Origin of the sequence: Pseudomonas frederiksbergensis, assembly GCF_035751725.1 — a bacterium.
In the GTDB taxonomy this organism is placed as follows: Bacteria; Pseudomonadota; Gammaproteobacteria; order Pseudomonadales; family Pseudomonadaceae; genus Aquipseudomonas; species Aquipseudomonas frederiksbergensis_A.
Window position 1 is genome coordinate 4,714,889 of sequence record NZ_CP142104.1, and the last position, 11,898, is coordinate 4,726,786.

Annotated in this window: 13 protein-coding genes; 8 read left to right on the forward strand and 5 right to left on the reverse strand. The window is 61.9% G+C overall.

From position 1 onward, the window contains the following. Positions 1-274: 274 nt before the first annotated feature. Positions 275-637 (reverse strand): DUF6124 family protein, encoded by a 363-nt coding sequence (locus VQ575_RS21085; protein ID WP_039591988.1) that lies wholly within the window; start codon positions 635-637, stop codon positions 275-277. A gap of 612 nt (positions 638-1,249) precedes the next feature. Here VQ575_RS21085 and VQ575_RS21090 point away from each other — a divergent pair. Continuing rightward, a complete protein-coding gene (locus VQ575_RS21090; RefSeq protein WP_325918362.1) occupies positions 1,250-1,645 on the forward strand; it encodes a type II toxin-antitoxin system PemK/MazF family toxin in 396 nt (131 codons plus the stop codon). Positions 1,646-1,653: 8 nt separating this feature from the next. On the opposite strand, the gene VQ575_RS21095 is transcribed toward VQ575_RS21090, so the two are convergent. Together VQ575_RS21095 and VQ575_RS21100 are read right to left on the reverse strand one after the other, a co-directional pair. Further along, positions 1,654-3,300, reverse strand: coding sequence for a Na+/H+ antiporter (locus VQ575_RS21095; protein ID WP_039591992.1), 1,647 nt, complete (start codon positions 3,298-3,300; stop codon positions 1,654-1,656). A 183-nt stretch (positions 3,301-3,483) separates the two neighbouring features. Then, positions 3,484-4,647: a type III effector protein RopAA gene (locus tag VQ575_RS21100; protein WP_230633436.1), complete on the reverse strand. Its 1,164-nt coding sequence runs from the start codon at positions 4,645-4,647 to the stop codon at positions 3,484-3,486. Between the two features lie 369 nt (positions 4,648-5,016). Between VQ575_RS21100 and VQ575_RS21105 the strand changes: the two genes are divergently transcribed. From VQ575_RS21105 to VQ575_RS21120, 4 genes are all read left to right on the forward strand, one after another. Then, positions 5,017-5,379 carry an ArsC family reductase gene (locus tag VQ575_RS21105; RefSeq protein WP_039591994.1) on the forward strand — a complete coding sequence of 121 codons (363 nt, stop codon included), beginning with the start codon at positions 5,017-5,019 and terminating at the stop codon, positions 5,377-5,379. Between the two features lie 32 nt (positions 5,380-5,411). After that, positions 5,412-6,446: a 2,3,4,5-tetrahydropyridine-2,6-dicarboxylate N-succinyltransferase gene (gene dapD, locus VQ575_RS21110; RefSeq protein ID WP_039591995.1), complete on the forward strand. Its 1,035-nt coding sequence runs from the start codon at positions 5,412-5,414 to the stop codon at positions 6,444-6,446. A gap of 71 nt (positions 6,447-6,517) precedes the next feature. Beyond that, complete coding sequence (locus tag VQ575_RS21115) at positions 6,518-7,723, forward strand: aminotransferase class V-fold PLP-dependent enzyme (protein ID WP_039591996.1); 1,206 nt, start codon at positions 6,518-6,520, stop codon at positions 7,721-7,723. After that, complete coding sequence (locus tag VQ575_RS21120; RefSeq protein ID WP_039591997.1) at positions 7,720-8,124, forward strand: SufE family protein; 405 nt, start codon at positions 7,720-7,722, stop codon at positions 8,122-8,124. The genes VQ575_RS21115 and VQ575_RS21120 overlap by 4 nt, the downstream gene beginning before the upstream one ends. Before the next feature lie 13 nt (positions 8,125-8,137). Here VQ575_RS21120 and tcdA read toward each other — a convergent pair whose 3' ends face one another. After that, the gene (tcdA, locus tag VQ575_RS21125) at positions 8,138-8,956 is read right to left on the reverse strand and encodes a tRNA cyclic N6-threonylcarbamoyladenosine(37) synthase TcdA (protein ID WP_039591998.1); all 819 of its coding nucleotides are present in this window, start codon (positions 8,954-8,956) and stop codon (positions 8,138-8,140) included. A 167-nt stretch (positions 8,957-9,123) separates the two neighbouring features. Between tcdA and dapE the strand changes: the two genes are divergently transcribed. From dapE to VQ575_RS21140, 3 genes are all read left to right on the forward strand, one after another. Continuing rightward, positions 9,124-10,275 carry a succinyl-diaminopimelate desuccinylase gene (dapE, locus tag VQ575_RS21130; RefSeq protein WP_039591999.1) on the forward strand — a complete coding sequence of 384 codons (1,152 nt, stop codon included), beginning with the start codon at positions 9,124-9,126 and terminating at the stop codon, positions 10,273-10,275. Next, the gene (locus tag VQ575_RS21135; RefSeq protein ID WP_039592000.1) at positions 10,275-11,084 is read left to right on the forward strand and encodes a putative RNA methyltransferase; all 810 of its coding nucleotides are present in this window, start codon (positions 10,275-10,277) and stop codon (positions 11,082-11,084) included. Before dapE ends, VQ575_RS21135 begins: the two co-directional genes overlap by 1 nt. A gap of 79 nt (positions 11,085-11,163) precedes the next feature. After that, entirely contained in the window at positions 11,164-11,541 is a 378-nt protein-coding gene (locus VQ575_RS21140) for a hypothetical protein (protein ID WP_039592001.1), read from the forward strand. Positions 11,542-11,627: 86 nt separating this feature from the next. On the opposite strand, the gene VQ575_RS21145 is transcribed toward VQ575_RS21140, so the two are convergent. Further along, on the reverse strand, positions 11,628-11,837 hold the full coding sequence (locus VQ575_RS21145; protein ID WP_003198198.1) for a cold shock domain-containing protein: 210 nt from the start codon (positions 11,835-11,837) through the stop codon (positions 11,628-11,630). Between the last annotated feature and the right edge of the window lie 61 nt (positions 11,838-11,898).

Here is an 11,898-nt window from a genome sequence, read left to right on the forward strand (position 1 = left end):
TTATCCCCGCTGGGCTGCGCAGCGGCCCCAGCAAGTCAACTCAATTTGCCTGATAGAACCGGGGCCCCTGGGTTTTGGGCCGCTTCGCGCCCCAGCGGGGATAAATCCCCTCGCCACAGGTTCAGTGCTTCACAGGTATTTTTGTATTTGCCTTTCGATTTATCGCAAGCAAGCTTTGCTCCCACCGTGGAGTTGTGTGGCTCACACAACCTATGATCGATACCGGATCCTGTGGGAGCAAAGCCTGCTCGCGATGAGGTCGGCACTTATTGCATCAAGTCCGAAGCTCTACCCGATCCAGGCACTTGTTCGCCAACAACATCCCCAACTCAATCATCTGGGCCACCCCCAACGCTACATGCCGTCGCGAGCCGTCCTGATCGAAGGCGAGGTCGTTGAGCATTGCATTGGCCGAAGCCAGGGTTTCGCTGAGATTGGCCAGCAACACTTCCGTGTCGATACCGTCAGCCACAGTGAATAACTGTACTGAGGGTTTGGGTTCCGACTTGCTGTCGTCATCAGGCTTGAGATATTGATCCAACACACGGTCGGCTGCCTCTTGCAGCTTTTCGGGGGCATAGTCGCCGTAGGGAAAAGTGGAGGCTGATTTTGGTGGGTTTGGAGTTTCTTTGATCATTTGGATGCTCCTTGGGTGTTGGAGCCGCCACAAAGCCTTCTCACGGACTAGAGAGTGGCAGCCGTACGCGGGGTGAGAATCCGGGTCAAACACCCACTAAATACCCGGCCATGTCGAAACATGCCCGCGCACAGCCGCCATAACATGATGTATGGACGAAACGCGCCTGCACTTTATATGGCGGGCGCTTATGCGCATAGTGGGTATTCGGATTCTCACGTCCGGCCGCTGAATTGGCAGCGACACCCAGAGGCTAGAACCCTCGCTTCCGACGGACAACCTTAAAAACTTGTCGGAAACTTCGGTGCGTCTGACAGACGACAATCTGTCTGCTCAGACAAGAAAAGACATAAAACCTACCGCGGACGCCAAGCCTTTGATTTCGCTAAAGTTGTACACCGAAAGACCTCATTTAACCCTGTGACGAGGGTTCAAGCTGGCTTGAATTCGCTATTGCCGGTAGCCATAATCGACCCCGTCACCAGCGAGAGCTGGCAGGAGTCTGGGTCCCTCTCGGGGTTGACCCAGCGGCGCAGAAAGGGCGAAGCAAGCTCAACTGCGTGCCGATTGAAGCCGCCTTCGGGCGGCTTTGCTTTTTCATGAGGATAAGGAATGCCTCTTTATTACCATCCCAAGCAAGGCGATGTTCTTCTTTGCGACTTCACGCGAGGCTTTGTCGCGCCTGAAATGCTGAAAATCCGCAAGGTGGTGGTGATCTCCCCGACTGCCACACACAGTCGCAAGCTCTGTACCGTAGTGCCGATTTCCTCCACAACGCCACAGACTCAGCAGGACTGGCACCACCTGCTCCGCAACAATCCCCTCCAGTCCGATGGCTACAAAGAACTGTGGGTGAAGTGCGACATGATCTATACGGTGAGTTTTGAACGTCTGGACAAGCTGCACAAAAAGACTCGATCCAAGGGTCGAGAGTACTTCGTTCCTCGCCTGGGCTCTGAAGACATGCAAGGCGTGATCGCCGGTGTGAAGGCCTACCTTCCGCTCTGACCCTGCCGTTATTTACCCAACCCCAAATTCGCCTCCGCCAAATCCAACTCCCCCAGCACCTCACGCAACACATCATCGCCAATCTGGTGATGACGGCTGAGGCGATACAACTCCAACCGCTGCGCCCGATAAGCCTTCAAGCGCAGCCGGCGTTCCAGCAGGTCCATCTCCAACGCCAACGCCTGCGCTTCGGCGGAGTCGTTGAACACCTTCAACTGATGGCGATACTCAGACATCAGCCGCGCCTTGACCTCGGTCGCCAGCGCCGCCTGGGCCGCATCCGGCGTACTGGTCGCTTCGGTCGGCTCCTCCACTTCCAACGCATGGATCGCCGCTTCAGCAGTTTTACGCCAAGCCTCGCGAACTTCGTTGCGACGCTTGTCGTCGGGGCTTTTCTCGATACCTCGCAGCAGCAACGGCAAGGCGATACACGCCGCTATCAACGACAACAGAATCACCCCGGCGGCGATGAAGATCAGCAGGTCCCGCTCGGGAAACGCCTCCCCCGCCCCCAGCAGCAACGGCACCGACAGCACGCCCGCCAGCGTCACCGCCCCGCGCACCCCGCCAAACGTCAGCAGCCAGCAAGAGCGCGCGGTCGGCACTAGGGTCAACTCGCCCTTGCCGCGCCAGCGGCGCAACAGCCCGGACACGCGCCAGATGCTTTGCACCCAGACAAACCGCAGCACCAACAACACCAGGAAAATCGCCACCACCTCAAGGCAGCGATAGAACAGGATTGGCCACAATGTCGTCTCGTGGCTGGTCACTGCCTTGATGATGTCCGGCAGTTGCAAGCCCAGCAGCAGGAAGATCAAGCCATTGAAGGCGAATTCCAGCAGCGACCAGACGCTGCGATTGAGCAACCGCGTGCCGGTCTGGCGCGGCAGCAGGTCGAGCCAACTCTGCATCATCCCCGCAGCCACCGCCGAGAGAATTCCGGAAGCGCCCAAGCGTTCGGCCAGCACATAGGCGGCAAACGGCAACAGGAGCATGAACACCACGTGGGTGGCCGGATCGTCCCAGCCCCGGGCGATCATCCCGGCCCGCAAGCGGCCCACCAGCCAACTCAACGCCACGCCCACCAACAGGCCGCCGACCGCCACCAGGACGAAAGCCAGGCTCGCGCCCGCCAGGGAAAACACGCCGGTGATCGCCGCTGCCAGGGCAAACTTGAAGGTCACCAGGCCCGACGCATCGTTCATCAGCGCTTCGCCTTGGAGCATGTGCATCAACGGCGCAGGCAGGCGGTCGCGGGCGATCGCCGAGACCGCCACGGCATCGGTCGGCGACAACACCGCCGCCAGGGCGAAGGCCACCGGCAATGGGATACTCGGCAAGAGCCAATGAACGAAATACCCCGCACCAACTACCGTAAACAGCACCAACCCCACCGCCAGCGTCAGGATCGGCCCGCGCAGGCGCCACAACTCGCGCTTGGGCATGCGCCAACCGTCGGAGAACAGCAGCGGTGGCAGGAAGAGAAACAGGAACAACTCAGGATCAAGGGCCACATGCAGGCCCAGGGACGGCCAGGCCAGCAAGGCACCGGCACCGATCTGCACCAGAGGCAGCGGCAATGGGATCAAGCGTCCAATCAGGCGCGACACGCCCACCAGCATCAACAGGATCAGGACGGTATAGGCGCTTTGCATAACGGACTTCCACTGACAGCCATACACATCTCCGGCAACAGCTGGCCGGTGAAGTGCCATATTAACTGCCAAGACGAACCGCTGCCGTTGCACATTGGTCGCACCTCAACGGTGCCAATGCGCAATCGCCTCTTGGCCGCTCCCAACCTCCACGCGGCAGGAGCGACCGGCGACTATCCGAAGCTAAACAGCTCGTTCAGCGGCACTGAGGGTCGAGCGGGCCGAGACGAAATCAACGCTGTCGCCTTCATTGTCACTGTCTTCCCCGGTCTGTTCGGCCATCGACGTTTCGACCAAGGGCAACATTCCCTGTAGCTCATCCTGATGGGCTGGACCGGTGGAAAGCCTGTCCAACGCGGCGGAAGCCTTGTCCGCCAACGGCTGGGTCATCACAGCCGTGGTCACCCAGGCGGCGAGTACCGGGGCCATCGTGGCGGTGACGGTCGCCTTGCCAGCCGCCGCGACACCCGCGGGCGAGAACCCGGCGTTCCTGGCCGCGTTGACAGCGGCGGTCTGGGCCATGCCGATCGCCGTAATACCGCCGGCCAACGCGCCGAGACCACTGACCAAGCCAGTCGGCGTAACCAGGGCTTGCAGCGATTTGCTGCCATCGCGCATCGCGTCCAGCGGCAGGCTGCCAACCCGCTTGGCAATACCCATCGCGGCATTCCCTACGCCATAATTCTTGAGGTCCTTGTAACGCTGGTGCCAGTCTTGACGACCCAACAGGTATTCCGGGCCGATCCGGTGTTTCGATTTGTCGATGGAATGCTGCAGGTCGTAGGCAGCCATGCCTGAAAGTGGAGACCCGACGGCGGCTATCACCGAATCCACCTTGCTGCCCGTCTGCGCATCGACGGTCTTCGTCACGACGGGCTGGACGACCGTGCGCAGTACATTCCGCGCGGTAAAGGTCTGGAAGGTCAGGCTGCCCTCGAGGGCCTGGGTCCCCAGGCTCGGCTTCACCGCCTCGGCGGCCTCCTGCATGACTGGTTCCAGCTCGGCATGTTCGGCCACCAGCCACTGGGTGTCGCTGGTGGCGCGTTTCATCAGGCCATTGCCGACCGTGTCGGTAGCGCTGCTGACCAGGCCGGCAATCGCCGACAGCGCCAACGGGGCGGTGATCGAGCCATTGCCGGTCACCGCCGGGGCGAAGTCCAGCGCGATGGACGCTGCGCCGAAGGGCACCGAACGAAGAAATCCAACAGTGTCATGGGCCGCGCGATCCAGCCGCGAGCCCTTGGTCAGGACGGCATCGACGCTTTCAGCGGTTTCGCCATCATCGGCCAAGGTACGCGAACGATCATCGATCAGTGCTTCGAAAGCCTCGCGATTGGCGCCGTTCATATGCGGCTCGAACACCCGGGTGAGCTGGGCCTTGATGGCGCCAGTCCGATTTGCAAGGTCCTGTGCAGCCGTAACAGGTCCGATCGGGACGGATGCAACGGTCCCGGTGGTCGACGTTGTGGAAGGAGGCGGGAGTGTGTCTTCAGGTTGACTCGTCAATGTGTGGTGCGGTGTCAGGGGGATCAAATCCATGGGCGGGGCCTCTTGTGCGCAAAAGTGCTGGGTGTACCCGTGCTGTGTGGTGGCCCCCATCCCATTGGTTCCGCCTCGTCCGATCCGTCGCGACAGTCAGGGCACTGAAAGCAATGACGTGGCATAATCGTCGGCTGATTTTCAGGACGATACCGGGAACGTTTTGGAGGAGCATTCATGCCCAATGAAAACAAGCACTTACAGCTCTTCGGCATCAAAGCCTGCGATACCATGAAAAAAGCACGCACCTGGCTCGATGAGCACGCGGTGAGCTACGACTTTCACGATTACAAAATTGCCGGCATCGACCGTGAGCACCTGACCCAATGGTGCGACGAGCATGGCTGGCAAGTGGTGTTGAACCGCGCCGGTACGACCTTTCGCAAACTCGACGACGAACGCAAAGCCGATCTCGACCAGACGAAAGCCATCGAACTGATGCTCGCCCAACCCTCGATGATCAAGCGCCCGGTGCTCGATCTCGGTGACCGAACCCTGATTGGCTTCAAGCCAGATATTTATGCGGCAGAGATCAAGTAAGCCTGCCCAGTTCATTTCGTAGAGGTAATTTCATGTCCACTACCCTGTTCAGCCTGGCCTTCGGCGTCGGCACCCAAAACCGTGAAGGCGCCTGGCTGGAAGTCTTCTACGCACAGCCATTGCTCAACCCAGCAGCCGAGATTGTCGCAGCCATCGCGCCAATCCTTGGCTACAGCGAAGGCAACCAGGCCATTACCTTTACCACCGCCCAAGCCTCACAACTGGCCGAGGCACTGCGTAGCGTCGATGCCGCGCAAGCCAAGCTGCTGACCCGCCTGGCCGAAAGCCACAAGCCACTGGTCGCCACCCTGCTGGCCGAAGACGGCCAACTGAGCTCCACCCCTGAGGCGTACCTCAAGCTGCACCTGCTGTCCCATCGCCTGGTCAAGCCCCACGGCCTGAACCTGGCGGGCATTTTCCCACTGTTGCCGAACGTGGCCTGGACCAGCCAGGGCGCGATCGACCTGGCGGAACTGGCCGAGCACCAGCTCGAAGCCCGCCTGCGCGGCGAGCTGCTGGAAGTGTTCTCGGTGGACAAGTTCCCGAAAATGACCGACTACGTGGTCCCGGCCGGCGTGCGCATCGCCGATGCCGCGCGTCTGCGCCTGGGCGCCTACGTGGGCGAAGGCACCACGGTCATGCACGAAGGTTTCGTCAACTTCAACGCCGGCACCGAAGGCCCGGGCATGATCGAAGGCCGTGTCTCGGCGGGCGTGTTCGTCGGCAAGGGTTCGGACCTGGGCGGCGGTTGCTCGACCATGGGCACCCTGTCGGGCGGCGGCAACATCGTGATCAAGGTGGGCGAAGGCTGCCTGATCGGCGCCAATGCCGGCATCGGCATCCCGCTGGGCGACCGCAACACCGTGGAGTCGGGCCTGTACGTGACCGCTGGCACCAAAGTGAAGCTGCTGGACGAAAACAACCAACTGGTGAAAGTGGTCAAGGCCCGCGACCTGGCCGGCCAACCCGACCTGTTGTTCCGCCGCAACTCCGAGACCGGCGCGGTGGAATGCAAGACGCACAAGTCGGCCATCGAGCTGAACGAAGCACTGCACGCACACAACTAAGCTCCCCCCTCACCTGTGGGAGCGAGACAGCTCCCACAGGGTCCGGCGTAACTCCAGCAGGGCCCGAAAGCATGTTGATTCAATCCCCCTGGCGTGCCGATTTCCCGGCCGTCGCTGCCCTGCAACGGCAAGGCCAGACTTACCTGGACAATGCCGCCACCACACAAAAGCCCCAAGTCCTGCTCGACGCACTGGCGTATTACTACGCCAACGGCGCCGCCAATGTGCACCGGGCTCAACACTTGCCCGGCGCCCTGGCCACCCAGGCATTCGAAGACAGTCGCGCCAAGGTTTCGCAATGGCTCAACGCGGGAGACTGCGGGCAGGTGGTTTTCACCCACGGCGCCACTTCGGCGTTGAACCTCCTCGCCTACGGATTGGAACATCTGTTCAACCCGGGCGATGAGATTGTCATCAGCGCCCTGGAGCATCACGCCAACCTGCTGCCCTGGCAGCAACTGGCCGAGCGGCGCGCGTTGACGCTGGTGGTGCTGCCGCTGGACACCGACGGCATGATCGACAGCACAGCCGCCGCAGAGCTGATCGGACCGCGCACACGCCTGTTGGCCGTCAGCCAGTTATCCAATGTTCTCGGCACCTGGCAGCCGCTGCCGGCCCTGCTGGCGATGGCCAAGGCACAGGGCGCGCTGACGGTCATTGATGGCGCCCAGGGCGTGGTCCACGGCCGTCATGATGTGCAGGCCTTGGGCTGCGATTTCTACGTGTTCTCCAGCCACAAACTCTACGGCCCCGAAGGCTTGGGCGTGCTGTTCGGCCGCACAGAAGCGCTCAGTCAGCTGCGTCACTGGCAGTTTGGCGGCGAAATGGTGCAGCAAGCCGACTACCACAGCGCAACCTTTCGTGTGGCGCCGCTGGGTTTGGAAGCGGGGACGCCGCCCATTGCCAGCGTGATCGGCCTGGGGGCGACGCTGGATTATCTGTCCAATCTGGACGGGCAAGCAGTCTTGGACCATGAAGCAGCGCTGCACGACTATTTGATTGGCGGCCTGTTGGCGCGCAACGGCGTGCGCCTGGTGGGCAATCCACAACTGGCCCTGGCCAGCTTCGTGGTCGAAGGCATCCACAACGCTGACCTGGCGCACCTGCTGACTGAGCAAGGCATTGCCGTGCGTGCCGGGCATCACTGCGCGATGCCGCTGTTCAAGCATTTGAAGCTTTCCGGGGCAATCCGGGTGTCGCTGGCGTTGTACAACGACTCCGCCGATATCGAGCGTTTCTTCGAGGCCTTGGACCAGGCCCTGGAGATGTTGCGATGAACTTGCCTGACGATGCTGTCGCCGCTCTGCAGATTTTCCAGGACGCCTCAGGCTGGGAACAACGCGCCCGAATGCTGATGCAATGGGGCGAACGCCTGCCGCCACTGAACGACGCAGACAAGTGCGAGGCCAACCTCGTCCATGGCTGTGAAAGCCAGGTCTGGCTGGTGGGGCGGTTGCACGACGGGCACTGGCAGTTTGCCGCCAACAGCGATGCGCGGTTGATCCGGGGGTTGGTGGCGTTGCTGCTGGCGCGGGTCAATGGCTTATCCACTGAAGAATTACGGCAGGTGGACTTGTCGGACTGGTTCAATCAGCTGGGGTTGTCGCGACAGTTGTCACCGTCGCGCAGCAATGGCTTGAATGCGGTGCTACAGCGGATGCGCGAATTGGCGCAATAGCTGTGGCGAGCGGTCACTGTTCGGGCTTGACCCTGTCTGTCGGCCGCCGCACGCCCGCCACGATCTTATCCACAGCCTTGGTCGCCGCGACCATGCCAAACGTCGCCGTGACCATCATCACCGCGCCAAACCCTCCGGCGCAGTCAAGCTTGACGCCGTCACCGACAAAACTTTTCTGCAAGCAAATGCTGCCATCGGGTTTCGGATAGCGCAGTTGTTCGGTGGAGAACACACAAGGCACGCTGTAATGACGGGTCACGGTGCGGGAGAAACCGTAGTCGCGGCGCAAGGTAGAGCGCACCTTCGAGGCCAGCGGATCGTTGAACGTGCGATTGAGGTCGCAGACCTGGATCAGCGTCGGGTCGATCTGCCCGCCCGCACCGCCGGTCGTGATGATCTGGATCTTGCGGCGCTTGCACCAGGCGATCAATGCGGCCTTGGCGTTGACGCTGTCGATGCAGTCGATCACACAATCGATGTTCGGCGTGATGTACTCGGCCATCGTGTCACGGGTCACGAAGTCCGCCACCGCGTGCACGGTGCAATCGGGATTGATGCCGCGCAGCCGCTCGGCCATCACCTCGACCTTGGGCTTGCCGACGGTGCTGTCCAGGGCATGCAACTGGCGGTTGGCGTTGCTGACGCAGACGTCGTCCAGGTCGAACAGTGAAATCTCGCCCACGCCGCAACGGGCAATGGCTTCCGCTGCCCAGGAACCGACGCCACCAACGCCGACAATCGCCACATGGGCCGCCCGCAAGCGCTCCAGGCCATCGAGGCCATACAAACGGGCAATGCCGGCAAACCGTGGATCTTCTGTACTCATGACCATTACCCCAAAAACCGGCGCGCATTATAGGGCTTTGCCGCAGGTTTTGTGTTCCAACTGACGGGAGCGCAGGCCCATGCCGGTCGTTTTGCTATAAGATAACCGCCATTTTGCGCGAGCCAGCCCGCTCCCGCACCAGCCTTGCGTCCACATTCTTTTCCGGAGCTTCCATGACGGCCCACGCCGACCTCTCGCCGACCCTGCAACTCGCCTGCGACCTGATCCGCCGCCCGTCCGTGACGCCGGCGGATGCCGACTGCCAGAAACTGATGATGCAGCGCCTGGGCGACGCCGGTTTCAAGCTCGAGCCGATGCGCATCGAGGATGTGGATAACTTCTGGGCCAGCCATGGCAAGCATGACGGCCCGGTGTTGTGCTTCGCCGGTCACACCGATGTGGTGCCCACCGGTCCGGTGCAGGCTTGGCAGCTCGACCCGTTCGACGCGGTCATCGACGAACACGGCATGCTTTGCGGTCGTGGCGCAGCGGACATGAAAGGCAGCCTGGCGGCAATGGTCGTGGCGGCGGAACGGTTTGTCGCCGATTACCCGGACCACAAGGGCTCGCTGACCTTCCTGATCACCAGCGATGAAGAAGGCCCGGCCCACCACGGCACCAAGGCCGTGGTTGAACGCCTCAAGGCCCGCCAGGAACGACTGGACTGGTGCATCGTCGGCGAGCCGTCGAGTACCACGTTGGTGGGCGATGTGGTCAAGAACGGCCGTCGCGGTTCCCTCGGCGCGAAGCTGACCGTGCGCGGCAAGCAAGGCCACGTGGCGTATCCACACCTGGCGAAGAACCCGATCCATCTGGCCGCGCCGGCCCTCGCCGAGTTGGCCGCCGAGCATTGGGACCACGGCAACGATTTCTTCCCGCCGACCAGCTTCCAGATCTCCAACCTCAATTCCGGCACCGGCGCGACCAACGTGATCCCCGGCGACCTGGAGGCGATCTTCAATTTCCGTTTCTCCACCGAGTCCACTGTCGAAGGCCTGCAACAGCGCGTCGCCGATATCCTCGACAAGCATCAGTTGGACTGGCACATCGACTGGGCCTTGTCCGGCCTGCCGTTCCTGACCGAGCCGGGTGCGCTGCTGGATGCCGTGTCGTCGAGCATCAGGGACGTGACGGGGCGTGAGACCAAAGCTTCCACCAGCGGCGGCACCTCGGATGGTCGTTTCATCGCCACCATGGGCACGCAAGTCGTGGAACTGGGGCCGGTCAACGCGACCATCCACCAGGTCAACGAACGCGTATTGGCGGCCGATCTCGACGTGCTCACCGAGATCTACTACAAGACGCTGATCAAGTTGCTCGCCTGATGCTCGCCTGCCCAATCTGCAGTGAACCGCTGAACCCGGTGGACAACGGCGTGGTATGCCCCGCCGGGCATCGGTTCGACCGTGCGCGGCAGGGTTACTTGAACCTGCTGCCGGTACAGCACAAGAACAGCCGCGACCCTGGCGACAACCAGGCGATGGTCGAAGCCCGCCGCGACTTTCTCAACGCTGGGCACTACGCCCCGGTCGCCCGGCGCCTTGCCGAGCTGGCCGCCGAACGCGCGCCTGGACGCTGGCTCGACATCGGTTGCGGCGAAGGCTATTACACCGCGCAGATCGCCGACGCCCTGCCTAACGCGGATGGCTACGCCCTGGACATCTCTCGCGAGGCGGTCAAGCGCGCCTGCAGACGCAACCCGCAACTGACCTGGTTGATCGCCAGCATGGCCCGGGTACCGCTGGCCGACGGCTGCTGCCAGTTCCTCGCCAGCGTGTTCAGCCCGCTGGACTGGCAAGAGGCCAAGCGCTTGCTCAGCCCCGGCGGCGGCCTGATGAAAGTCGGCCCCACCGCCGGCCACCTGATGGAGTTGCGTGAGCGCCTGTACGACGAGGTGCGCGAGTACAGCGACGACAAACACCTGGCCCTGGTGCCGCCGGGCATGGCGCTGGATCACAGCGAAACGCTCGAATTCAAACTGGTGCTCACCCAAGGCCAGGACCGCGCCAACCTGCTGGCGATGACGCCTCATGGCTGGCGCGCCAGCGCCGAGCGCCGCGCCAGCGTGATCGAGCAGGCCGAACCGTTCGAAGTCACGGTGTCGATGCGCTACGATTATTTCATTCTTCAATAATTAACCTTGGGCCCCGGGCGATTGCCTGGGGCCAGTTAAATCCGCGAATGGATTTTTCAAGACCGCAGCGAGGACATCCATGCGCCAACCCGATATCGAGATTTACCTGAAGGACGCCGACGTCGACCACAAGGCCATCGCCCATTGGCTCGGCGAGGCACTGGGCCCGTGCAGCGACTGGGTGCAGAAAGGCCAGACCTACAAGTGCAAGGCCGGCGGTATCCCGGTGACCTGGCTACCCAAGGCCGTAGGGAAATGGAACAGCTTGTACCTGGAAAGCGACCAGACCCCGTGGGAAGACGATATCGCCTGCGCCCGCGCCGCCTTCGCCGCGTTGAACGTCGAAGTGCGCTGTGCACCGGGCTCGTGGGTGGAGGAAGAAGGCGAGGAATCGGCAGACCGCTGGATTCGGATCAGCGCCGATGGAGAAGAAGAGATTACCTGGAAGACGGCGTGACGTTGATTTAGCGCCTGGCGATGGTTCCATGTGGGAGCGAGCCTGCTCGCTCCCACAATGGGTTTTGTGTTGCCAGTGAGTATGGCTTACAACCCCACCACATCCTCAGCCTGCAAGCCCTTCTGCCCTTCCACGACCGCGTATTCGACCTGCTGGCCTTCGGTCAGTGAACGGTGGCCTTCGCCACGGATCGCGCGGTAATGCACGAACACATCCGCGCCGCCTTCGCGCTGGATGAAGCCGTAGCCCTTCGCGTCATTGAACCACTTCACACTGCCGGTTTCCCGTGCTGCCATGATGCTCACTCCGATTTTTATTTTTAGAGTCGGCTTTTCCCGCCCAACCGCAAAAGGCGAA

Coding starts and splice junctions, on each gene's coding strand:
- VQ575_RS21145 (WP_003198198.1), bottom strand. CDS start 11,837: ATGGCAGCACGGGAAACCGGCAGTGTGAAGTGGTTCAATGACGCGAAG.
- tcdA (WP_039591998.1), bottom strand. CDS start 8,956: ATGGTCATGAGTACAGAAGATCCACGGTTTGCCGGCATTGCCCGTTTG.
- VQ575_RS21100 (WP_230633436.1), bottom strand. CDS start 4,647: ATGAACGGCGCCAATCGCGAGGCTTTCGAAGCACTGATCGATGATCGT.
- VQ575_RS21090 (WP_325918362.1), top strand. CDS start 1,250: ATGCCTCTTTATTACCATCCCAAGCAAGGCGATGTTCTTCTTTGCGAC.
- VQ575_RS21135 (WP_039592000.1), top strand. CDS start 10,275: ATGCTCGCCTGCCCAATCTGCAGTGAACCGCTGAACCCGGTGGACAAC.
- VQ575_RS21095 (WP_039591992.1), bottom strand. CDS start 3,300: ATGCAAAGCGCCTATACCGTCCTGATCCTGTTGATGCTGGTGGGCGTG.
- VQ575_RS21085 (WP_039591988.1), bottom strand. CDS start 637: ATGATCAAAGAAACTCCAAACCCACCAAAATCAGCCTCCACTTTTCCC.
- VQ575_RS21120 (WP_039591997.1), top strand. CDS start 7,720: ATGAACTTGCCTGACGATGCTGTCGCCGCTCTGCAGATTTTCCAGGAC.
- VQ575_RS21105 (WP_039591994.1), top strand. CDS start 5,017: ATGCCCAATGAAAACAAGCACTTACAGCTCTTCGGCATCAAAGCCTGC.
- dapE (WP_039591999.1), top strand. CDS start 9,124: ATGACGGCCCACGCCGACCTCTCGCCGACCCTGCAACTCGCCTGCGAC.
- VQ575_RS21140 (WP_039592001.1), top strand. CDS start 11,164: ATGCGCCAACCCGATATCGAGATTTACCTGAAGGACGCCGACGTCGAC.
- dapD (WP_039591995.1), top strand. CDS start 5,412: ATGTCCACTACCCTGTTCAGCCTGGCCTTCGGCGTCGGCACCCAAAAC.
- VQ575_RS21115 (WP_039591996.1), top strand. CDS start 6,518: ATGTTGATTCAATCCCCCTGGCGTGCCGATTTCCCGGCCGTCGCTGCC.